The sequence below is a fragment of the Pseudonocardia terrae genome (assembly GCF_021343995.1).
Lineage (GTDB): Bacteria > Actinomycetota > Actinomycetes > Mycobacteriales > Pseudonocardiaceae > Pseudonocardia > Pseudonocardia terrae.
This window is the reverse complement of sequence record NZ_JAJTTE010000036.1, coordinates 35,976-58,001: the sequence shown is the minus strand read 5'-3', so window position 1 is coordinate 58,001 and position 22,026 is coordinate 35,976. Positions and strand designations below refer to the sequence as shown.

The following is a 22,026-nucleotide window of genomic DNA, read 5'->3' as shown; positions in this document are numbered from 1 at the left end:
GCGATCCGGGAGGTGATGATCCGCGGTCGGGCAGGGGAACGGTCGGGAATCGAACGTTCGGCTGCCCGGACGTGGATCACGGTCTGTGGGTGGGACGGACGGCAGGTCGTCGGGGCGGGCAGCGCCAGGAACGGGGCCACAGGAAGGCGACTGAGCGTCCGCAGCTCGGCTTGTTGTCCCTCGCACCGGCCACCCATGATCCGCAGCCGGGCAAGAGAATGTTCGCGAACCGCGCGTTCCGCTGCCCGGTCGTGGATCACAGAGTTGCGAGTAGGGCGGTCGGCAGGTCACGGGCCAAGCGGCAGCACAGACCGGGCTCGCCACGAGGCGCCCGAGCGTTCGGCAGTTCAGCCTTTGCGCCCTCGCGCCGGCCGCCCATGATCGGCGCCGAGGCAAGAGGTCGTTCGCGAATCGAGCGTTCCGCTGTCCGGACGTGGATCACCGGCCGTGGATGGGGAGGGTGACGGCACCACGACGAGGCTGCGGCGTGGCCCCGATGGTCTGGTCCCGGCGTCCGAGGCGAAATGGCCTCACCGAGGGCAGACCATGATCGCGTTCCGGGCGGGGAGGGCCGCGGAGCGCGAGGCTCTGGCCGCCCGGATGAGGATCATGGAGCGTCGGGGTCGCGTTCCGCGGCTTCCGGCGCCGCGTGTTCCTGCGCCTGTCGCGCCCGCTGTGCCACGAGCTCACCGACCGTGCGGGGGCGCGGCTCGCCCTCGGCGTGGTCGGACTCGACCGGGCCCGTAGCGGAGGCAGCGGGCTCGGATCCCTGAGGTCGCTTCGAGCGTGCGCGCCGCTCACCTCGCCCTGACGGCTCGGATCGCTCCGGCCGACCCCCCCGCTCCGGCCGCTCGGATCGCGCTGCCGGCTCCGGCCGCTCACGCCGCTCCGGCCGCTCACGCCGCTCCGGCCGCTCACGCCGCGCGGCCCGCTCACGCAGCGCGGGGCGCTCCGCGGAGTCGGTGAGCTCGGCAGAGTCGCGGAGCTCGGCGGAGTCGCGGAGCTCGGCGGAGTCGGTGAGCTCAGCGGGATCGCCGAGTACGGCGGGGTCGCGGAGTACCGCGGGGTCACGGAGCTCGGCGGAGTCGCGGAGCTCGGGGTCAGGGGGTTCGGTCGGCTCGAGGTGCCCCGCGGGCCCGGATCTGTCACCTGGCTCGGAGCGTTCACCCTGCGACGGCTCGACGCGGTCGGCGCCGGTCGTTGCCACCTCGGTCCGATCCTCGGCATACCCCGCCGGATCGTCGGCGGGCTCGCGGTCGGCGTCGGACGGGAGGCCCTCGACGACCCGCAGGCTCGGGGCGACGCCCGGACGGAAGCGGATCGGACGGCTGCGGCCGCCGCTGCTCCGCTCCTGCCGACGGGCGCGGGCTCGCTCGACCGCACGGCCACGGCCCGTGCGGGACCGCCCGTCCCGCCGGCGCGACGCGCGGCCGCTCCGGGTCTCGTCCTGCGCAGTCGTCCGGTCCGCGGGGTCCGCGACGTCGGCGGCGGTCTCCGACGGGCTCTCAACGCTCACCGCCGCGTCGCCAGGTTGCTCCGCGGTCTCTTCCTCGTCAGGGTCGGAGGGGTCGTCCTCCCCGCCATCCTCTCGGTCGTTCCGGGCGCCGCTCCGTCCATCCGCACCGACCTCGACGTCGTCCACGTGGTCGGAGCCGTCGCACTCGCCCTCCTCGACGCGCTCGGCCGCGTCGGAACCCTCGGCCTCCTCGACGCCCTCCGCGCCGGCGCGGTCCTCCTGCTCCTCCTCGTCGTGCTCGGGATCGGGAGCGTCGGAGAGCGACTCCCCGTCCTCGTAGGACTCGACCTCGTCGGTTTCGTACCCGTCCCGGTACCAGCCGAGCTCCTCGTCGCCACGAACCTCCGGCCGCGGGCCGCCACGCTGCACCAGCGCGAGGACGGCCGCGGGCCCGCCGATCCACACCACTACCGCGAGCAGGACGAGCCAGGCGGGCATCGCGACCGGGTCGTACCGCCCCGCGGCCAACCGCCCGCCGGCGAGCGTGGCGACGAGCGCCGCGACCAGGGCGAGGGTGCCCGTCGCGACCCCGACCGCCCGCATCCGCTCGGGGACCGTGCACCGCGGCCCCAGCACGGCACGGCAGATCCCGCCGACCATCAGCCCGATCCCCACCGGCACGATCACCACGACGACCGCCCAGGCCGGCGACGGCACCGTCGGCAGCGCTCCGAGCAGCGGGAACGGCGGCACCGGACCGGGCGCGCCGCCGAACGGCGTCCAGGCGCCGAGCCCGACGTCGACGCCCGGCCCGAGCAGCCAGGACGCGCCCGCGATCGCGGCGTTGGGCGTGTAGGCCACGGCGAGCAGCGTCATCCCGAGCCCCGCGCCGCCCGTCGGGGCCAGCACCTCGTACAGACCGTGCACCCGGGAGGCTCCGACGACCAGGCCCACCAGCACGGCGAGCGCCCCGCCGAGCAGCAGCGCGGCTCCGCCGACCGCCGCGCCCGCCAGCCCGGCCGCGGGCCAGCCGCGCAACCGTGCCCGCCAGTCCGCGGGCAGGCCGCAGGCGCGCAGCACCCCGATCCCGGCGCCGACCGCCGCGATCAGCCCCGCACCGAGCATCGCGGCCCAGGGCGCGGCGCCGACCGCGGCCGACGTGGGCAGGAGGGCACTGCCGAGCACCGCGACGGCCGCATGTGCCCCGGCCGAGGCCGCGACGACCGCGCCGGCGTCCTGCCGGATCCGGCCGCCCAGCCGTCGCACGGCCCACCGCGCACCCCACGCGACGACGACGATCACGGCCACCGTCGGGAGCAAGGGCAGCACGCTCAGCGGCTGTCCCTCGAGCTCGAGCGGGATGAGGTGAGCTGCCAGCCAGAGCGGGATCGCGGCGGCGAACGCACCGTCGACGGAGCTGTCCGCGCCCCCGCCGGCGAGCACCACGAGCAGGGCGGCGGGCACGAGCATCGCGTAGGTGACCAGCACCGTTCCCATCGCCGCGGCGAGGACGATGCGGAGCCGGTCGAGGCCCTCGGGCACCTCCGGTCCGGACGTCCCGGCCCCGTCGGGCGCGATGTCCGGCTCCTCCTCCGCACGGTCCGGGGCACGCAGCGAACGGGTCACCTCGCCAGCGTCGCAGCGCAGGCGCCGGGAGTCAGGCCGCCACGCCGGGGCCCCGCAGGTCCCGACGGACGCCACCGACCGCGGCGCCCGACTCGAGCGGCCGGATCTCCGGACTCGCGCTACCGGAACCGCCGACTCGCGCTACCGGAACCGCCGACTCGCGCTACCGGAACCGGCGCCTCGCGCCACCGGATCTTCCGGCTCACCGAAGAAGCCCACAGCCCGACCCACCGAAGCCCACAGCCCGACTCGCCGAAGCCCACAACCCGACTCGCGCAACCAGAAGTCCCGACTCGCCCGACCAAAATCTCGCGAGTCGCGCCACGGGATCTCCCGACTCGCGCTACCGGAACTGCCGACTCGCGCTACCGGAACTGCCGACTCGCGCTACCGGAACTGCCGACTCGCGGGGCGGAGCGACGGCGGTGCTCCGGTCCCGCCCGAAACTCAGCCGTCGCTGCGGCGCTCGCCCTCGGTGGGGATCCGCGTAGTGCGGTCGGCCTCGGCCCGGCCGTGGCGGCCGCTGCCCTGCTCGTCGCCCCCGCGCGGGGACTCGATGCGCGTCTGTTCCATCTCGGTGGGCTGCCCGCCGGGCGGGGTCGACGACGGCGCGACCGCCTCGGTCGCGCCGGCCCACCCGGTCTGCGGCGGCTGCCCCTGGCCGGGCTGGGGCCCGGGCTGACCGGCGGCCTGCTGAGCGCCGACAGCCTGCTGACCGGCGGGAACCTGCTGAGCGCCGACGGCCTGCTGACCGCCGGGAGCCTGCTTACCGGCCGGAGCCTGCTGAGCGCCGGGAGCCTGCTGACCGCCGGGGACCTGCGCACCGGGCTGACCCGGCTGACCCTGCGGCGGGCCCCACGGCCCGCCCTCGTAGCCCTGCGGCTGGCCGTACGGCCCCTGCGGCTGCGGTCCCTGCTGGCCCTGGGGCCCCTGCGGCGACCAGCCGTAGCCGTACTGACCACCCGGGGCCGGCTGCTGGACGTAGCCCCCGCCCTGCCCGGGCGGCGGGTACCCGCCGTACTGCTGGCCGTAGGCCCCGTACTGCTGGCCGTAGCCCTGTGGGCCCTGGGGCTTGGGCGCGGGCATGCTCAGCAGCCCCGCCTCCATCAACACCGCGCCGACCAGCGACGCCGCCGAGAGGAACGCGACCACGAGCGCCACGATCTCGATACCGCCCACCGCGAACTGCGCCGCCGCCACGGCGACCTGCACCAACGACAGGAACCCGACGACGGCGAGCACCGCCCCCGGCACGAGCACCTTCCCCGCCGCCCGGGGCAGCAGCGCCGCGGCGGCGAGCAGGCCGCCCGCGAGCACCAGCGTGGGCCCGTACAGCAGGCTGCTCAGCGGCGAGAAGAACCCGAGCAGGTAGACGACGATCGCCAGCCCGGCCCCCGCCATGACGAGGGTGCGCGCGGGACCCTCCAGCGGCGCCGGTGCCTGTCCGGTCACCGGCTCCGGACTCGCTCCGGTCTGGCTCATGACCACTCCCCTGCCCTTCTCGTGGAACCGGGGCGACGCTAGCCCACCGCCGTCACCCGCCCGGTACCCCTGTCACGACAACGCGCGGGCCCCGGGAGGGTTCCCGGGACCCGCGCGCAGCGAAGATCGAGGTCAGGACGTCACAGGGACGCCACGATCTCCTTCATCAGGGCGGCGGTCTCGGACGGCGTCTTGCCGACCTTGACGCCGGCGGCCTCGAGGGCCTCCTTCTTGGCGGCGGCGGTGCCGGCAGAGCCGGACACGATCGCGCCCGCGTGGCCCATCGTCTTGCCCTCGGGGGCGGTGAAGCCCGCGACGTAGCCGACGACCGGCTTGGTCACGTTCTCCTTGATGTAGGCCGCGGCCCGCTCCTCGGCGTCGCCGCCGATCTCGCCGATCATGACGATCGCGGCGGTCTCGGGGTCGGCCTCGAACGCCTCGAGGGCGTCGATGTGCGTGGTCCCGATGATCGGGTCGCCGCCGATGCCGATCGCCGTCGAGAAGCCGAACTCCTTGAGCTCGAACATCATCTGGTAGGTCAGCGTGCCGGACTTCGACACGAGACCGATCTTGCCCGGGCCGGCGATGTCGGCCGGGATGATGCCGGCGTTGGACTTGCCGGGGCTGATGATGCCGGGGCAGTTCGGACCGATGATCCGCGTCTTGTTGCCCTTGGCCACGGCGTGCGCCCAGAAATAGGCCGAGTCGTGCACCGGGATGCCCTCGGTGATGACGACGGCCAGCGGGATCGCGGCGTCGATGGCCTCGATCACGGCGTCCTTGGCGAACTTCGGCGGCACGAAGATGACCGAGACGTCCGCCCCGGTCTCCTTCATGGCCTCCTCGACGGTGCCGAAGACCGTCAGCTCCTTGCCGCCGATGGAGACGGTGGTGCCGGCCTTGCGCGCGTTCACGCCGCCGACGATGTTCGTGCCCGCCGCCAGCATCTTGGTGGCGTGCTTGGTCCCCTCGGAGCCGGTGAGGCCCTGGACGATGACCTTGGAGTTCTCGTTCAGGAAGATCGACATTGTGCTCAGGCTCCCGCGGCCAGCTCGGCGGCCTTGTCGGCCGCGTCGTCCATCGTGGCCACCTGCGTGACCAGGGGGTGGTTCGCGTCCTCCAGGATCTGGCGACCCTCGACGACGTTGTTGCCGTCCAGCCGGACGACCAGCGGCTTGCTGGCCTCGTCGCCGAGGATCTTCAGCGCCTCGACGATGCCGTTCGCGACGGCGTCGCAGGCGGTGATGCCGCCGAAGACGTTGACGAAGACGCTCTTGACGTCCGGGTCGTTCAGGATGACGTCCAGGCCGTTCGCCATGACCTGCGCCGACGCGCCGCCGCCGATGTCGAGGAAGTTGGCGGGCTTCTGGCCGCCGTGCTTCTCGCCGGCGTAGGCGACGACGTCGAGGGTGCTCATGACGAGGCCCGCGCCGTTGCCGATGATGCCGACCGAGCCGCCCTCGAGCTTGACGTAGTTCAGGTTCTTGGCCTTGGCCTTCGCCTCGAGCGCGTTCTCCGTGCGCTCGTCGACCAGCTCTGCGTGCTGCGGGTGCCGGAAGTCGGCGTTGCCGTCGAGGGTCACCTTGCCGTCGAGGGCGATGACCGTGTTCTCCGGGTCGCGCACCAGCGGGTTGACCTCGACGAGGGTCGCGTCCTCGGCGACGAAGGTCTCCCACAGCTTGACGATCACGTCCGACGCCTGGTCGGCGACCTCGGCCGGGATCTTGCCGGCGGCGACGATCTCGTCCGCCTTGGCCTTGTCCACACCCGCGATCGCGTCGATCGGGATGCGCGCCAGCGCCTCCGGACGCTCGACGGCGAGCTGCTCGATCTCCATGCCGCCCTCGGCCGAGCACATGGCCAGGAAGGTGCGGTTGGACCGGTCGAGCAGGAAGGAGAAGTAGTACTCCTCGCTGATGTCCGACGCGGTGGTGACCAGCACCTGGTGGACGGTGTGGCCCTTGATGTCCATCCCGAGGATGGCGCCGGCCTTCTCCTTGGCCTCGGCCGGGCTCTCGGCGAGCTTCACGCCGCCGGCCTTGCCACGGCCGCCCGTCTTGACCTGGGCCTTCACCACGACCGCGGTGCCCAGCTCGGCGGCGGCGGATTCAGCGGCCTCGGCCGTGTCCACCGTCTTGCCCGGAAGCACCGGGACTCCGTGGGCGGCGAAGAGGTCCTTCGCCTGGTACTCGTACAGGTCCACTCGGCTCTCCCGATTCACGTCGCTGTGCCGGCAAGCGTCGCGAGGACCAGGACGCGGCGATGGCCGTGCCCGCCCTGCGAGGTGCCCGCACGTAGAGACCTACTCCGACGTTGGACCCTAGCGACGCCCCTGCTCGTTCATGACATCCGCCCAGGTGAGCTGCCTCACCGACCCCTGACGTAAACCTCCGCCCCCGCCTCGTGCCTGGCGGATCGGCCCGCGCCCGTCTCTACGTGTGACCAACGAGTCGTCCGCGCCGCGGCGTGCGTCTCACCCGTGCGGGGCGGCGGCAGTCGAGTGGTTCCCGTCCTGCCCTGCCGGTGACCCCCTGTGACCGGGCTGCGGCGTTCGAGGACCGCCTCACCCGGCCCGCCCAACGGCCGCCGGTACCCGGCGATGCTGCGAGCGGCGACCGGGCGGGTTCGCAGACCGGTTGCCGCGCCCGGCTGCTCCGTCCGGCCGCCTCACTGGAGGGGCAGGTCGTCACGCGGCCGTTCGGATATTTCCTCGGTGTTACCGGGCGGATCCCCCGAATCCCACTTATCGTGACCGCATGGCGTCGGTCCGGGCGGGACTGCACCGCCTGGCCAGGAGGGCCGACGGTGCACGCTCCGTCATGAGCCGGGCCCTGGTCGACGCCGGCGAGGCCGCCGGGTACGCCGCGCGGACCTTCACCTCGCCCGCCGGGCTGCGGGGGCTGGCGCTGGAGGGCGCCTGGCTCGCCGCGCACATCGCGCTCTACCCGGTGGGGCTGGCCGGCGAGACGCTCCGGCCGCGCGACCTCTACCGCACGGACGACCTCGACCCGGTCCAGCGCAGCTTCGTCTGCGGGGACGTCGAGGCCGCCGGCACCCCGGTCCTGCTGATCCACGGGATCATGGACAACCGGTCGGTGTTCACCGTGTTCCGGCGGGCGCTGCGCAAGCGCGGCTTCGGCGCCGTGCTCGCGATCAACTACAGCCTGCTGACCGACGACCTGCGCAGCGCCGCCCGCGCGGTCGGCGAGCACGTCGAGCGGCTGCGGGAGGCCACGGGCGCCGACAAGGTGCACATCGTGGGGCACTCGTTGGGCGGGGTGATCGCCCGGTACTACGTGCAGCGCCTGGGCGGGTCCGCCCACGTCGACTCGCTCGTGACCCTGGGCAGCCCGCACACCGGCACCAACACCGCGTACCTGCTGCCCACCCCGCTCGCCCGGCAGCTGCGGCCCGGGTCCGAGGTGATGGCCGAGCTCGCCGGGCCCGCCCCGGACTGCACGACCCGGTTCCTCGTCGTGTGGAGCCGGATGGACCAGATGGTCGTGCCGCAGCGCAACGCCCGGCTTCGCCACCCCGATCTCGACGTCACGGAACGCGAGCTCGACGACGTCGGGCACCTCGCCCTGCCGGTCGACCCGCGCACCGTGCACGCCGTCGTGAGCGGGCTGGCCCACCGCGGAGAGCTACCGATCCACCCTTTCCGCCAGCGCCGGCGGCGCCGGGAACGGCTTGCCGCCACGCAGGGTGAACGTTCTTCGCCAGCGTCCTGACCTGCCGTCGTCCGATCGGCCGTACCGGCGCGTGCATCCGGGGGTCGGGTTGGACGCGGCGGGGGCGGCCCGCTAGGTTCGAGCCGTCCGTGTCACGGAGCGATCACGACGGCGCGGCGCCGACCCCGAACGGCGCCGAAGGGTTTCCCCGAACCCACGCCGGCGCGCCCCTGGGGCACGGCGCGAAGAGAAGGGCAGGTCTTGCGCCACCGCTCCCCCAGCGGCGCCCGACCGGTCCCCGAGCACGTCGCGACCCCCCGCGCGGCGGCGCGCACGGGACACCGGCTTCCGGCACCGCCCGCCGCGTCGCTGCGCGTGCGCGCGACCGTCGCCGCCTGCGCGGGCGGCGCGTTGGTCGCCGCCGGGCAGACGTTGCTCACGGCGCTCGCCGGCCCCGCCGTGGCCGCGGACCCCTACGAGCGGCTCGCCGCCAACGCGATGCTCCCGGTCGCCGACGAGGTCGCCTCCGCCCCGGCCTCGACCGCCCCGGCCACGGCCTCCGCGCAGCCCATCGGCGCCGACCAGCTGACCGGCTCGTCGCCCCAGGCGCTGCCCGTGCTCGACGAGAAGTCCGAGCTCGACGTCGCCAGCCTCACCAAGGCCGTCGACATCGGAACCAAGATCGCGGCGACCGCGAAGCAGATCAACGCGGCGTTGTCCGCCGGGGCGCCGCAGGCGGTGCTGGAGCACGGCGAGGCCTACGTCCTGCCGACCACCGGCCGGTTCACCTCCGGTTTCGGGGCACGCTGGGGCGTCACGCACTACGGCATCGACCTCGCCGCCCCGATCGGCACGCCGATCTTCGCCTTCACCGACGGCGTCGTGGAGGAGTCCGGGCCGGCCAGCGGATTCGGGATGTGGGTGGTCCTGCGGCACCCGGACGGCACCCACACCGTGTACGGGCACATCAACCGCTCGCTCGTGACCGTGGGGCAGACGGTGTCGGCGGGCGAGGAGATCGCCGAGGTCGGCAACCGCGGCCAGTCCACCGGCCCGCACCTGCACTTCGAGATCTGGGACGCCGCCAAGAACAAGATCAACCCGCTGCCGATCCTGCAGGCCATGGGGCTGCGGGTCGTGGGCGACGGAGCGAACTCCCCCGACTAGTCGGGCATCATGGTTCCATAACACCTTTTCCGCAGACGTTCTCTCGCATCATGGCTCCATAACGCGATCTCGCGGCCGCTTGAAGCGCAGTGTGGTTCCACGCTGCGCTCGAGCCGGGGCCGTCAGAGCTTCTGCATCGGGACGCCACCGATCAGCATCAGCCGCACTGTGCCGGCGCTGCCGAAGTCGATCGTCACGGTGGCCCGCGGCCCCACGCCGTCGGAGGCGACGACCGTGCCCAGCCCGTACTTGTCGTGGTTGACCCGGTCCCCCACCTCGAGGTGCAGCTCCGCGTTCAGCGCGCGCTGCGGGACCTTCCAGTCCCCGCGGTCGGTCGCGGTGGACCGGCGGCCGAACCCGAACCGGCCCACCGGGGCCGACGGGCGCTCCGGCTCCGACCGGGCCCAGTCGACGAGCTCGGCGGGGACCTCGTCGAGGAACCGGGAGGCCGGGTTGGTGCTGGGCTGCCCGAACGCCGAGCGCACGATCGCCCGGGACAGGAACAGCCGCTGCTGGGCGCGGGTGATACCGACGTAGGCGAGCCGGCGCTCCTCGGCCATCTCGTCCGGGTCCCCGAGCGTGCGCATGTGCGGGAAGATCCCGTCCTCCCAGCCGCTGAGGAACACGACCGGGAACTCCAGGCCCTTCGCGGTGTGCAGGGTCATCAGGGTGACCATGCCCTGGTCGTCGTCCGGGATGGAGTCGGCGTCGGCCACCAGGGCGACGCGCTCCAGGAACGCCGCGAGCGAGCCGGGTTCCGGGGCACCCACCTCGACGTCCGAGTCGTCGAGGTCCGCGACCGCCGCGTCGCCGGCGAACTCGCGCGCGACCGTGACGAGCTCGGCGAGGTTCTCCAGCCGGGTGCCGTCCTGCGGGTCCTCGCTGGCCTCGAGGGCCTCGGTGTAGCCGGTGCGGCCGTAGACGTTCTCGAGGATCTCGGCGGTCTCGTCCCCGCGCTCGACGCCCTCGCGCAGCTCGTCGAGCATCCGCTGGAAGCCCGCGATGTTGCGCTGGGAGCGCGTGGCGAGCTCCGGCAGTTTCTCCGGCTCCTCCGCGGCGATCCGCAGGGCCTGGCTGAACGAGATGCGCTGCCGCTCGGCGTAGTCGGCGACCAGCGCCTCGGCCCGGTCCCCGATGCCGCGCTTGGGCACGTTGAGGATGCGGCGCAGGCTGACGGTGTCCTCCGGGTTGGAGAGCACGCGCAGGTAGGCCAGCGCGTCCCGGATCTCCTTGCGCTCGTAGAACCGCACCCCGCCGACGACCTTGTACGGCAGCCCGATCCGCAGGAACACGTCCTCGAACACCCGGGACTGCGCGTTCGTCCGGTAGAAGACGGCGATGTCGGAGTTACGGAACTCGCCCGAGTCGACCAGCCGGTCGATCTCCTGCCCGACGAAGCTCGCCTCGTCGTGCTCGTTGTCCGCGACGTAGCCGACGATCTTCTCGCCGTCCCCCTGCTCCGACCACAGCCGCTTGTCGCGGCGGTTCGGGTTGCGGGCGATGACGGAGTTCGCGGCGGACAGGATCGTCTGCGTGGAGCGGTAGTTCTGCTCCAGCAGGATCGTGGTGGCGTCGGTGAAGTCCTGCTCGAACTCGATGATGTTGCGGATGTTCGCGCCGCGGAAGGCGTAGATGGACTGGTCCGAGTCCCCGACGACGCACAGCTCGGCGGGCTCCGCGCCGTCCGTCGCGGGCGCCACCAGCTCGCGGACCAGCACGTACTGCGCGTGGTTGGTGTCCTGGTACTCGTCCACCAGCACGTGCCTGAAGCGGCGCCGGTAGTACTCGGCGACGGCGGGCATCCGCTGCAGCAGCGACACCGTCTCCATGATCAGGTCGTCGAAGTCGAACGCGTTGGCCTGGCGCAGCCGCTCCTGGTAGGTCGCGTAGACCTGCGCGACCCGGCGCTCGTGCTCGTTGCCCGCGCGGCCCGCGAAGTCCTCGGCGGTGATCAGCTCGTTCTTCAGGTTCGAGATCTGCGCCGCCAGCGACCGGGCCGCGAACTTCTTCGGGTCCAGCTCCTGGTCCCGCGAGACGATCCCGATCAGCCGCCGCGTGTCGTCCGCGTCGTACACCGAGAAGGCGCTGCGCACGCCCAGGTGCTTGGCCTCGCGGCGCAGGATCCGCACGCACATGGAGTGGAAGGTCGAGACCCACATCGCCTGCGAGCGGCGCCCCACGAGGGAGTCCACCCGTTCCTTCATCTCGGCCGCGGCCTTGTTGGTGAAGGTGATGGACATGATCTCGCCGGGGTGCACGCTCCGCTCGGCGAGCAGCCAGCCGATCCGGTGGGTGAGCACCCGTGTCTTGCCCGAACCGGCGCCCGCGACGATCAGCAGCGGGCTCCCCGCGTGCGTGACGGCCTCGCGCTGCTTGGGGTTCAGCCCCTCCAGCAGTGCCGCGCCGCGCTTCGTCTTCGGCTCGACAGGAGCCTGGGCGGGAAGTTCGAACAGAGCGCTCATCGTGTCGAACACGGTACCGCCGCCCCCCGACGGAACCGGAACCGGCGCACGGCGCGTGCGCCGTGTGGCACACTGTCCCTGTGCACCGCACCTCGTCGACGGGACGATTTTTCTACGGGTGCCGGAATCCGGCACCCGTCGCCCGCTGACGCAGCAGACCCGACGCCCCGGAGTCCACGGACCCGGGGCCTCGTTCTGTCCGGGGTCGGTGGACGCCCCTCGTGAGGAGTAGACCGATGTCCGTGACCGACGACCACACCGCAGCCGAGGTCCCCGCCCCGACCCCGACCGAGGCCGAGATCACCGAGCTCCGCAAGGAGATCGACCATCTCGACGCCGAGATCCTGCGCCTGGTCAAGCGGCGCACCGAGGTCTCGCGGCGGATCGGGTCGGCGCGGATGGCGGCCGGCGGGCCGCGGATCGTCTACAGCCGGGAGATCACGGTGCTCTCCCGCTTCCGCGAGCTCGGTGCCGAGGGCCGCGAGCTCGCGATGCTGCTGCTGCGCCTCGGGCGCGGACGGCTCGGCGGCCGCTGACCCGGGCCCGCGCTCCTCGCCCGCCGGGGCGGCGGCTGAAGCTCTGCTGAGGGGCGGGCCGCCGCCCGGCGAATCCCCCGCACGGACCTGCACGACCGTGGCACTGTGGTGTCCATGGGGATCGTCTTCTCGCTGATCGCGCTCATCGGGCTGCTGGCCGCCCTCGGCCACGTCGGCTACGTGGCGATGCTGAACAATGCCGCCAAGAAGAAGGGTGCGGCCGGCGCCGAGATCGCCGCCTACACCCGCACCCGGCTCCCGGTCGCGGCCGGCGCCACCGGCGTCGCGCTGCTCGGGCTGCTCATCACGAGCGGGCCGAGCCTCACGGCCGACGTCATCGGCATGCTGCTCGCGGCCGGTGGCGGCATCGTCGGCTACCGCGGGCTCCAGCAGGAGCGCGCGAAGTACCCGACCTCGCGCTGACCGAGGTCCGGGCACGGAATGTGTCCGAGTCGTGACGTGACGCCACGTCACGACGATCGGCGCTCTCGTCACGCTCCGTAAGGGGCTGAGCGCGGGCGGCAGGACCCCCTCCGACCTGCGCGAACGACATCGATGACGCGATCATGCACCGACGGTTGCACGGTCAGCGGTCGACCTCTTCCGGTGAGCGGAGTTCACCCGAACGACCTACCCGCGATGAGCGGGCGAATGACACTTGGTGAACGATGCGTGACTCCGGTAGACCTGTCCGGGTCGCTCCCCGCGCTCCCTGAGGAGGTCGGCCGGTCGTGGCCACGTTCGAGCACCGCGTCGGCAATCCGCTGCCGCCGGAGAATCCCGTCACGGTCGCGGAACTGCTGCACCGCGGTGTCCCCGCCCAGCGCACGGCCGCCGGGACCACGGAGGCCGCACCCGTCGCACCCGTCGCGCAGGGTCCCGCCGAGTCCGACGGCGACCGCCGGCCGCTGCCCCGGATCCCCGCTCCGCGGCCCGCCCCGGAGGACCTGGCCGGCACGACCGACGAGGCCGACAAGGCCGACGCGGCCGACGCGCCGGTCCCGGCCGCCGCCGGGCTCGACGTACCCGCCGTGCCCGAGGACCTCGACGACTCCCCCGCCGTCGTGACGGGCGGGCACGCGTTGCCGGATCCCGAGGACCCGCGGCCCAGCCAGATCATCTCGGTCGGCGCGCTCCTGCGCCGCGAGGGTCGCGCCCCGCACGCGCTCGACCGGCCCATCCAGCCGCGCCCCGCCCAGCTCGGCCGGCGCAGCCGGCCCGGTGTCCGCCGCGCCGCCGTCACCGCAGGCGCTCTCGTGGCCACCGGTTCGGTCGTGGCCGCGGCCGTGTTCACCGAGGCCGCGAACCACGACTCCGAGGCCCAGGCCGCGGCCGACGGCAGCTTCCCCGGCATGTCCCTGCGCGACGGGATCCAGGGCGCCCTGCTCGGCGGGGCCGGCGGCGCCGGTGGGCTCGACGCCGGTCAGGGCGCGCCGACGTCCTGGATGAACGTCGCGTTCCCGTCGGCGCTGGTCGACCCGGCCACCGGGGCCGCGCTCGGCGGTGTGCCCGCCGGAACCGCTGCGGCGGGCGGCACGGGCGCGGCGTCGTTCGTCGGCCCGGTCGCCGTGGCCCCCCTCGCTGGCGGCGCCACCGGTGCGGGTGCCGTGCCCGGCGCCGGCGGCGGCACCCCGGGCAACATCCTCGATCCCGTGCTCGGCGGTGGCGGCACCATCGGCGGCGGGACGTCCGGCGGCGGGTCCGGCTCCGGCTCCGGCTCCGGTGGGTCCGGCGGCGGCAGCATCGTCGGCGGCGTCGTCGGCACGGTCGGCGACGTGGTCGGTGGGGGCGGCGGCAGCGTCGCGCAGCCGATCGGCCAGGTGCTCACGCCGGTGACCGAAGCCGTCGGCGGCCGCGTCGTCTCGCCTGTGGCCTCGGCGGTCGGTGGCGGGGTCGTCTCGCCCGTGACCGAGGCGGTCGGCGGGCTCGTGGGCGGCGCGGACGACGCCGCGGCCCCCCTGGCCCCCGTGACCCGCGGCGTCACCGGTGTCGTCGAGAACGTCGGTCAGGCCGCCGCACCCGTGCTCGCGCCGGTCGACCGGACCGCGCAGCAGGTCGTCGGCGCCCTGCAGCCCGTGGTGCAGCCCGTCACCCAGGTCGCGACCGAGACCGTCGGTGCCGTCGGTGGCGCGGTCTCCTCCGCCGCGGCGCCCGTCGTCGCACCGCTCGCCGGTGCGGTCGGACCGCTCACCACGCCGGTCGTCGACGACGTCGTGACCCCGGTGACCGAGAACGCCGTCGCCCCGGTGACCGACGCCCTCAAGCCCGCCGTCACGCCCGTCGCCGACGTGCTCGCGCCGGTCACCACCCCGGTGCTGTCCGCCGCGGCGCCGCTCACCGCGCCGCTGCTGAGGGCCACGGCCCCGATCACCGGCCCGCTGCTCAAGGCGGCCGCCCCGGTCACCGGCCTGCTCGACACCTCGGCAGCCACGCAGAGCACGCCCGCATCGTCCGCTACCACGGCGCGGTCGCAGGGTGGCACCGCGCAGGCCGGCTCGGGGGTCGGGCAGACCACGAGGCTCGCGCCCGGCACGCGCGCGGTCGAGACCGTGACCAGCGCCGCCCCCGCCCCCGTGAAGAACACCGTCGACACGGTCACCGCCCCGGTGCGGGACACCGTCGGTGGGCTGCTCGGCGGCGGCGGATCCGGCGGGTCGGGCTCGCTGGGCGGCAGCTCGGCGTCGGGCTCCGGGTCGAGCGGGGCCGGCACGAACGGCACCCGGAACGCGACGGCGTCCGACTCCGGCGCGCGCGGCGACGGCTCGGGTGCGAACGGCTCGGGTGCAAACGGCTCGGGTGCAAACGGCTCGGGTGCAAACGGCTCCGGCTCGTCCGCCGGCTCCTCCTCGGCCTCGCAGAGCTCCCGGAGCTCCGGCGGCTCGGGTGGTTCCGGTGGCTCGCTGCTCCGTCAGACCTCCGAGGGCGTCGGCAACGCCGCGAAGACCGTCACGGGCGGCCTCGACGGCACCACGAAGGCGGTCGGAGGCTTGCTCGGCGGGAGGTGACCGCCCGCCCACCAACGGCACGAGGGCCCGCTCCGGCACGGAGCGGGCCCTCGCCGTTCCCGGGCGACACCTCGAACGCTGCGTCGAACGCCGTCTCGAACGGCGCCTCACACCAACCGGCGGTCCGAGGCCCAGCGGGACAGCTCGTAGCGGTTCGACAGCTGCGTCTTCCGCAGCACGCTCGACACGTGGGTCTCGACCGTCTTCACCGAGATGAACAGCTCCCCGGCGATCTCCTTGTACGCGTAGCCGCGGGCGAGGAGCCGCAGCACGTCGCGCTCCCGCCGGGTGAGCAGGTCGAGCTCGGGGTCGACGGCCGGAGCGGCGCCGGGACGGTCGGAGAAGGCGTCGAGCACGAAGCCGGCGAGGCGCGGCGAGAAGACGGCGTCGCCCGCCCGCACCCGCCGCACCGCGTCGCCCAGCTCCCGGGCGGAGATCGTCTTGGTGACGTAGCCGCGCGCCCCGGCCCGGATCACGGCGATGACGTCCTCGGCGGCGTCGGAGACGCTCAGCGCCAGGAACACCACCTCCGGCTGCACCGGCCGCACCCGGGCGAGCACGGCCGCGCCGCCGCCGTCGGGCATGTGGACGTCGAGGAGCACGACCTCGGGCTTGAGGTGCCCGATGCCGGCCACGGCCTCGTCGACCGACCCGGCCTCGCCGGCCACCTCGATCGGCGGGTCGCCCGCGGCGCCGCGCTCCAGCTCGGCGCGGACGCCGGCCCGGAACAGCCCGTGGTCGTCGACCAGGAAGACCGTGATGGGCCCCGTGGTCGGCTCGGTCACCGCTGGCTCGCTCACGCGTCCTCCCGCTGGGCCTCGATCGTCATCTCCAGGTGCACCTCGGTGCCCTCCCCCGGCGTGCTGCGCAGCCGGACCTTGCCACCGTGCCGCCCCATCCTGCCGTGCACGGAGTCGGCGAGGCCGTGCCGGTCCTCGGGCACGGCGTCGGGGTCGAAGCCCTTGCCGCGGTCGCGGACGAACACGTGCACCTCGGTCCGCACCGGGTCCTCCTCCTCGTCCGCCCCGGTCTCCACCTCGGCGTAGACGCTCACCTCGTCCACCCCGGCGTGCTTGGCGGCGTTGACCATCGCCTCGCGCGCGGCCAGGACGAGGGCGCGCAGGTCGCCGTCCGTGTCCCCGAGCGGGTGGTCCCCCACGATCACGGGGTTGACGGTGATCGCGTAGGTGTCCTCCACCTCGGCGGCCGCGGCCTGCAGCGCCGACGCGAGCGTCTCGCCCGGCGGCGCCGGACGGCCGCCCCGCCCGTAGCCCGACGGCCCGTACAGCCAGTTCCGCAGCTCCCGCTCCTGCCCGCGGGCCAGGCGTTGCACCTCGCGCGGGTCGTGGGACTGCTTCTGGATCAGCGCGAGGGTCTGCAGCACCGAGTCGTGCAGGTGGGCGGCGATCTCCGCCCGCTCCGCCGTCACGATCCGCTGCCGCCGCTCCTCGCCGAAGTCGCGGGCGAGCCGCACCCACCACGGCACCGTCAGCACCGCGACGCCGACCAGCGTGGCGAGCACGGCGAGCACGCCGAACTGCAGCTGGCCCAGGTCGAGGTTGCCGAGCAGGAACACCGTGATCCCGGCGGCCACGAAGACCCCGCCCGCGCCGACCCGCAGCAGCGCCATGCGGCCGCCGCCGAGGAAGCCGCTGCGGGCGCCGCTGGTCCAGCGCCGCCGTTGCGCCTCGTCGGCCTCGCGCCAGACGACGGCCGCGCCGAGCGCCGCCACCCCGAGCGGCCCGACGATCCAGCCCACCACCTGGTTCTGCAGCGCCGCACCGGCCAGCCCGATGCCCAGCCCGAGCGCCGCCAGCCCCATCGCCTGCTGCCGTTCCTTGACGGACACCTGCCGGGTGACGTCGGCGGCCTCCTGCCGCACGAAGACCCACAGCAGCCCGTAGGCGATCACCCCGGCGCCGTTGGCCGCGGCGAGCACCACGAACGCGACCCGCACCCACAGCACGTCGATGCCGAGGTGGTCGGCGACCCCGCCGGCGACGCCCGCGAGGAGCCGGCCGGAGCGGCGGCGCGCGAGCGGGGCGGCGCGGGTGGCTGGACTGGTCACGGCTCCATGGTCACACGCGGGGGAACCCCGGACACCGGGGTCGGCCCCGGGGCTTCTCGGGGTCGTCCCCGATACCGTGGGTGCGCGCGGGCGGGGAGGGTCGGCGGTATGAACAGCACCGACGTCGGGACGACGTTGCGGGACATGTGGGAGACCCGCCCGTCGCGGCCGCGACGGGACCGCAAGGTCGCCGGCGTGGCCGCCGCGCTCGCCCGCCGCTACGACATCGACCCCGTCCTCGTGCGCGTCGGCTTCGCCGTCGCCGCCTTCTACGGGATCGGCATCGCCCTCTACCTGGCGGGCTGGGTATTGCTGCCCGCGGCCGACAAGGACGACCCGCTCGACGGCGCCGCCACCGACACGACGGCGCGCAGCTCGGGCCGCACCGCGCCGCCGCTGGTGCTCGCCGGGCTGATCCTGGCCCTGCTGCTGACCACCGGCCTGTTCTGGGGCAACGACGGCAGCGTGATCCTGCCCGTGCTGGCGGTCCTGGCGCTCCTCTTCCTGCTGCACCGCAGCCGGGGACAGCGCGGGCTCGAGGCGGCACGGGCGGCACAGGAGGCGCCCACGGTGCGCACGTCCGTCGAGGACGGCGTGGTCGACGGGCCCGACGCGCCCCCGGTGAAGGATCCGCTCGGCCCCGACCCCCTCGACCGCGGCACCCCGCCCGCCTGGGACCCGCTGGGCGCGGCGCCGTTCGCCTGGGACCTGCCGGAGCCGTCGGACCCGACGCCCGAGCCGGCGCCGGTGCGGCGGCGCAGCCGGGTCACGCCGGTCACGCTGGCGCTGGCGCTGCTCGGCGGCGGCATCGCGGGCGCGGTCGTGCTCCTGACCTCGGGCCTGGCCGGGCTGCCGGTGGTGTTCGCGACGGCGTTGGCGATCCTCGGCGTCGGGCTGGTGATCGGCGCGTTCACCCGCGGCGGCCGCGGCCTGATCCCGTTCGCGCTGCTGCTGGCCGTGCTGACCTGGGCGTCGCTGGCGGTGAAGGTGCCGCTGGAGAACTTCGGTTCCGGGGTGGGCGACCTGCGGGCCGCACCCACCACGCCCACCGCGGTGGCACCGAGCTACGAGCGCGGCGCGGGGTCGATCGAGCTGGACCTGCGCGGGCTCGACCTGAGCGTCCCGCCCGGCGGGGCCGCCACCCCCGTCCGTACCTCGGCGAGCGTGGGTGTCGGCGACATCCGGGTGTTCGTGCCGCGGGACGCCGACGTGACGGTGAACGGCCACGTCGACTTCGGCGAGATCACCTTCGACGGGACCGGCCACAGCAGCCCGGACGCCCAGCTCACCGTGACGGACGACCTGGGTGCCGACGGGGTCCGCTCCGGGCGCCCGCTCGTCCTCGACCTGACCGGGGGCGCCGCCTCCGTGGAGGTGCAGCGTGTCTGAGCAGGAGCAGGACGTCCGGCAGCAGGAGCGGGCCGCGGTCCGCCGGATGCCGGACCCGCTGGCCCTGATCGTGGGGCTGGTCAGCCTGGGGATCGCCGGGTCGGGGATCCTGGGCCGGGCCCCGGACCTGTCCGCCTTCGACGCGCGCTGGCTGCTCGCCGGCGGGGCCGTGGTGCTCGGCCTGGTGCTGCTCGTGGCGAGCGTGCGGAAGCGCTGAGGACGGGACACGAACGGGGCTCCCGCTCACACCCGTGAGCGGGAGCCCCGTTCGCTCACTCCCACTCGATGGTGCCCGGCGGCTTGCTCGTGACGTCCAGGACGACCCGGTTGACCTCGGCGACCTCGTTGGTGATCCGCGTGGAGATCCGCTCGAGGACCTCGTAGGGCAGCCGGGTCCAGTCCGCGGTCATGGCGTCCTCGGAGCTGACCGGCCGCAGGACGATCGGGTGGCCGTAGGTGCGGCCGTCGCCCTGGACCCCGACGGACCGGACGTCGGCCAGCAGGACGACCGGGCACTGCCAGATCGACCGGTCCAGGCCGGCGACGGTGAGCTCCTCGCGGGCGATCGCGTCGGCCTGGCGCAGGGTCTCCAGCCGCTCGGCGTCGACCGCGCCGATGATCCGGATGCCCAGGCCGGGGCCGGGGAACGGCTGGCGCTGCACGATCACCTCGGGCAGCCCCAGCTGGGCGCCGACCGCCCGGACCTCGTCCTTGAACAGCGCCCGCAGCGGCTCGACCAGGGCGAACTCGATGTCGTCGGGCAGGCCGCCGACGTTGTGGTGGCTCTTGATGGTGGCCGTGCCGGAGCCGCCGCCGGACTCCACGACGTCGGGGTACAGGGTGCCCTGCACCAGGAAGCCGACGGACGGAGCGTCAGCGGTGTCCGCATCGGTACCGCGCGACTCGGCGGCGACCACATCGGCGGTCGCGGCCTCGAAGACCCGGATGAACTCCCGGCCGATGATCTTGCGCTTCTCCTCGGGGTCGGTGACCCCGGCGAGGGCGTCGAGGAACCGGTCCCGCGCGTCGACGGTGTGCAGGTTGGCGCCCGTCGCGGCGACGAAGTCCTTCTCCACCTGCTCGCGCTCGCCGGCACGCAGTAGCCCGTGGTCGACGAACACGCAGGTCAGCCGGTCGCCGATGGCGCGCTGCACGAGCGCGGCGGCCACGGCCGAGTCGACGCCGCCGGAGAGCCCGCAGATGGCCCGGCCGTCGCCGATCTGGGCGCGGATCGCCTCGACGGTGTCGTCGATGATCGACGCGGTGTTCCAGGTCGGCGTGATGCCGGCGATCTCGTGGAGGAAGCGGCGCAGCACTTCCTGGCCGTGCGGCGAGTGCCCGACCTCGGGGTGGTACTGCACTCCGGCCAGCCGCCGCGCGCGGTTCTCGAAACCGGCGACCGCGACCCGGTCGGTCGACGCGGTGACCGTGAAGCCCTCCGGCGCGCGGGTGACCGAGTCCCCGTGGCTCATCCAGACCGGGTGGCTGCTCGGCAGCCCGTCGTGGAGCACTCCGGCGTCGCGCGTGAGGTGCACCTCGGTGCGGCCGTACTCGCGGGTCCCGTCCGGCGCCACCTCACCGCCGAGCGCCTGCGCCATCGCCTGGAAGCCGTAGCACATGCCGAAGACCGGGATGCCGGCCTCGAACAGCCGCTCGTCGACCCGCGGCGCGCCCTCCGCGTAGACGCTGGACGGGCCGCCGGACAGCACGACGGCGGCGGGGCGGCGTGCGACGATCTCGTCGACCGACGTCTCGGCCGGGACGATCTCGGAGTACACCTGGGCCTCGCGCACGCGGCGGGCGATGAGCTGGGCGTACTGGGCGCCGTAGTCGACGACGAGGACGGTGGGGTTCTCCACGACGACCAGGGTAATCGGCGACGTGCGTCACCCGGTCCGCGCCCGGAGCGGCGAGAACCGGACGGACCCTGTGGAAGGGCGTTCGCCTGCCCCCACTGCTCCGCCCTGGTGTTCTTCGAGAACTGGCGGTCGGGATCGGCGCGATCCGCACGGCCACGATCCGACCGAGCCGGCGCACCCCTTCCGTCGCGCCACAGCCCGTCGACGGCCTGTGCGGCGGACTCCCCGGGTGTGCCACGAGGCCGCAGCGGGTGTGCTGCGCGCGACCGGGTGCGGTCAGTGCTTGCGGATCACCTCCTCCTGCCCACCCGCCCGCCAGACGGTCACGTCGAGGTGCCCGTCGCCCACCTCGACCGCCGACGCCCCGACGAGCCGGGCGCCGAAGAACCGGTCGAAGCTCCGGCCGCGCAGGTCGAAGCCGGTCTCGGCGAAGAGGTGGTCGGCGAACCGGGCGTGCAGGTCCTCGTCCCGCACGTCCTCGACGGTGCCCCAGACCTTCGCGTCGCCGTCGGACACGTGGGTGTCGACGGTCGCGGTGTGCAGCGTGAAGCGCGGGTCCCGGTCGAGGTCGCGGAACTTCGCGGTGTCCGGCATGCCGTTGATCCAGAGCCGGTCCTCGAAGAACCGCGGCTCCATCGGGCAGATGCGCGGGAAGCCGTCCGCCCGCAGCGTCCCCAGGAAGCACAGGTTGCCGGTCGCGGCGTGCCGGCGGCGGAAGATCGCCGCGATCCGCGGCGCGACCTTCTCGAACTCCTGCCAGGAGGTGGTCATGCCGGCACGGTAGGGCCGAACCCTGACAGGACCTGTCCGGTTCGGGCGCCCGAGCGGTCCGGCGGGTCCCGTCCGTTCGCGCGTCGCCGGAACGGCGGGCGCGCTCGACCGCAGGACCGCCCCACCCGCATCCTGTCCACGGCGGGCGCACCGCCGAAGGACCCGGAGGAGGCCATGGGAACCATCGTCCTGTCGCGCGTCCACGACCACGAGCCCCACGAAGGCCGGTCCTACCTGGTGGAGCGGCTGTGGCCGCGCGGGGTCCGCCGCGACGACCTGGAGATGGACGGGTGGGTGAAGGACGTCGCCCCCAGCTCCGAGCTCCGGAAGTGGTTCGGCCACGACCCGGAGCGCTGGGAGGAGTTCCGCCGCCGCTACTTCGCCGAGCTCGACGACCGCCCGGAGGCCTGGCGGCCGCTCGTCGACGCCGCGCGCTCCGGCACCCTCACCCTGCTCTACAGCTCACGGGACCGCGAGCACAACAACGCCGTGGCGCTGCGCGACTACCTCGACGCGCGGCTGGCCGACGGATGA

At 74.1% G+C, this 22,026-nt stretch carries 17 protein-coding genes; 8 read left to right on the top strand and 9 right to left on the bottom strand.

Translation table 11 applies throughout. The features are described from left to right. Window positions 1-607 precede the first annotated feature (607 nt). From LWC33_RS22870 to sucC, 4 genes are all read right to left on the bottom strand, one after another. Window positions 608-3,082, bottom strand: a complete 2,475-nt coding sequence (locus tag LWC33_RS22870) for a cell division protein PerM (RefSeq protein WP_233306487.1) — start codon at window positions 3,080-3,082, stop codon at window positions 608-610. A gap of 447 nt (window positions 3,083-3,529) precedes the next feature. Next, entirely contained in the window at window positions 3,530-4,564 is a 1,035-nt protein-coding gene (locus LWC33_RS22865; RefSeq protein ID WP_233306486.1) for a DUF5336 domain-containing protein, read from the bottom strand. Window positions 4,565-4,704: 140 nt separating this feature from the next. Then, a complete protein-coding gene (sucD, locus tag LWC33_RS22860) occupies window positions 4,705-5,592 on the bottom strand; it encodes a succinate--CoA ligase subunit alpha (RefSeq protein ID WP_233306485.1) in 888 nt (295 codons plus the stop codon). Between the two features lie 5 nt (window positions 5,593-5,597). Further along, window positions 5,598-6,785 (bottom strand): ADP-forming succinate--CoA ligase subunit beta, encoded by a 1,188-nt coding sequence (gene sucC / locus LWC33_RS22855; protein ID WP_308190992.1) that lies wholly within the window; start codon window positions 6,783-6,785, stop codon window positions 5,598-5,600. 535 nt (window positions 6,786-7,320) lie between these two features. Between sucC and LWC33_RS22850 the strand changes: the two genes are divergently transcribed. Both LWC33_RS22850 and LWC33_RS22845 read left to right on the top strand, forming a co-directional pair. Beyond that, window positions 7,321-8,295 carry an esterase/lipase family protein gene (locus tag LWC33_RS22850; protein WP_233306483.1) on the top strand — a complete coding sequence of 325 codons (975 nt, stop codon included), beginning with the start codon at window positions 7,321-7,323 and terminating at the stop codon, window positions 8,293-8,295. A 315-nt stretch (window positions 8,296-8,610) separates the two neighbouring features. Continuing rightward, window positions 8,611-9,402 (top strand): M23 family metallopeptidase, encoded by a 792-nt coding sequence (locus tag LWC33_RS22845; protein WP_233306482.1) that lies wholly within the window; start codon window positions 8,611-8,613, stop codon window positions 9,400-9,402. Window positions 9,403-9,524: 122 nt separating this feature from the next. On the opposite strand, the gene pcrA is transcribed toward LWC33_RS22845, so the two are convergent. After that, complete coding sequence (gene pcrA / locus LWC33_RS22840) at window positions 9,525-11,864, bottom strand: DNA helicase PcrA (RefSeq protein WP_233306481.1); 2,340 nt, start codon at window positions 11,862-11,864, stop codon at window positions 9,525-9,527. Between the two features lie 236 nt (window positions 11,865-12,100). Here pcrA and LWC33_RS22835 point away from each other — a divergent pair, with 236 nt between their 5' ends. From LWC33_RS22835 to LWC33_RS22825, 3 genes are all read left to right on the top strand, one after another. Further along, the gene (locus tag LWC33_RS22835) at window positions 12,101-12,400 is read left to right on the top strand and encodes a chorismate mutase (RefSeq protein WP_233306480.1); all 300 of its coding nucleotides are present in this window, start codon (window positions 12,101-12,103) and stop codon (window positions 12,398-12,400) included. A 114-nt stretch (window positions 12,401-12,514) separates the two neighbouring features. Further along, window positions 12,515-12,823, top strand: coding sequence for a hypothetical protein (locus tag LWC33_RS22830; RefSeq protein ID WP_233306479.1), 309 nt, complete (start codon window positions 12,515-12,517; stop codon window positions 12,821-12,823). A gap of 308 nt (window positions 12,824-13,131) precedes the next feature. After that, window positions 13,132-15,405: a hypothetical protein gene (locus tag LWC33_RS22825; protein WP_233306478.1), complete on the top strand. Its 2,274-nt coding sequence runs from the start codon at window positions 13,132-13,134 to the stop codon at window positions 15,403-15,405. A gap of 107 nt (window positions 15,406-15,512) precedes the next feature. Here LWC33_RS22825 and LWC33_RS22820 read toward each other — a convergent pair whose 3' ends face one another. After that, a complete protein-coding gene (locus LWC33_RS22820; protein WP_372476674.1) occupies window positions 15,513-16,205 on the bottom strand; it encodes a response regulator in 693 nt (230 codons plus the stop codon). Beyond that, window positions 16,202-17,473 (bottom strand): ATP-binding protein, encoded by a 1,272-nt coding sequence (locus LWC33_RS22815; protein ID WP_233306477.1) that lies wholly within the window; start codon window positions 17,471-17,473, stop codon window positions 16,202-16,204. The genes LWC33_RS22820 and LWC33_RS22815 overlap by 4 nt, the downstream gene beginning before the upstream one ends. A gap of 108 nt (window positions 17,474-17,581) precedes the next feature. Between LWC33_RS22815 and LWC33_RS22810 the strand changes: the two genes are divergently transcribed. Next, on the top strand, window positions 17,582-18,862 hold the full coding sequence (locus LWC33_RS22810) for a PspC domain-containing protein (protein ID WP_233306476.1): 1,281 nt from the start codon (window positions 17,582-17,584) through the stop codon (window positions 18,860-18,862). After that, window positions 18,855-19,079, top strand: coding sequence for a hypothetical protein (locus LWC33_RS22805; protein ID WP_233306475.1), 225 nt, complete (start codon window positions 18,855-18,857; stop codon window positions 19,077-19,079). The genes LWC33_RS22810 and LWC33_RS22805 overlap by 8 nt, the downstream gene beginning before the upstream one ends. 55 nt (window positions 19,080-19,134) lie before the next feature. Here LWC33_RS22805 and guaA read toward each other — a convergent pair whose 3' ends face one another. Together guaA and LWC33_RS22795 are read right to left on the bottom strand one after the other, a co-directional pair. After that, window positions 19,135-20,721, bottom strand: coding sequence for a glutamine-hydrolyzing GMP synthase (gene guaA / locus LWC33_RS22800; protein WP_233306474.1), 1,587 nt, complete (start codon window positions 20,719-20,721; stop codon window positions 19,135-19,137). 276 nt (window positions 20,722-20,997) lie between these two features. Continuing rightward, window positions 20,998-21,492, bottom strand: coding sequence for a pyridoxamine 5'-phosphate oxidase family protein (locus tag LWC33_RS22795; protein ID WP_233306473.1), 495 nt, complete (start codon window positions 21,490-21,492; stop codon window positions 20,998-21,000). Window positions 21,493-21,666: 174 nt separating this feature from the next. Between LWC33_RS22795 and LWC33_RS22790 the strand changes: the two genes are divergently transcribed. Continuing rightward, window positions 21,667-22,026 (top strand): DUF488 domain-containing protein, encoded by a 360-nt coding sequence (locus LWC33_RS22790; protein ID WP_233306472.1) that lies wholly within the window; start codon window positions 21,667-21,669, stop codon window positions 22,024-22,026.

Coding starts and splice junctions, on each gene's coding strand:
- LWC33_RS22865 (WP_233306486.1), bottom strand. CDS start 4,564: ATGAGCCAGACCGGAGCGAGTCCGGAGCCGGTGACCGGACAGGCACCG.
- sucD (WP_233306485.1), bottom strand. CDS start 5,592: ATGTCGATCTTCCTGAACGAGAACTCCAAGGTCATCGTCCAGGGCCTC.
- LWC33_RS22850 (WP_233306483.1), top strand. CDS start 7,321: ATGGCGTCGGTCCGGGCGGGACTGCACCGCCTGGCCAGGAGGGCCGAC.
- pcrA (WP_233306481.1), bottom strand. CDS start 11,864: ATGAGCGCTCTGTTCGAACTTCCCGCCCAGGCTCCTGTCGAGCCGAAG.
- LWC33_RS22835 (WP_233306480.1), top strand. CDS start 12,101: ATGTCCGTGACCGACGACCACACCGCAGCCGAGGTCCCCGCCCCGACC.
- LWC33_RS22830 (WP_233306479.1), top strand. CDS start 12,515: ATGGGGATCGTCTTCTCGCTGATCGCGCTCATCGGGCTGCTGGCCGCC.
- LWC33_RS22810 (WP_233306476.1), top strand. CDS start 17,582: ATGAACAGCACCGACGTCGGGACGACGTTGCGGGACATGTGGGAGACC.
- LWC33_RS22795 (WP_233306473.1), bottom strand. CDS start 21,492: ATGACCACCTCCTGGCAGGAGTTCGAGAAGGTCGCGCCGCGGATCGCG.
- LWC33_RS22790 (WP_233306472.1), top strand. CDS start 21,667: ATGGGAACCATCGTCCTGTCGCGCGTCCACGACCACGAGCCCCACGAA.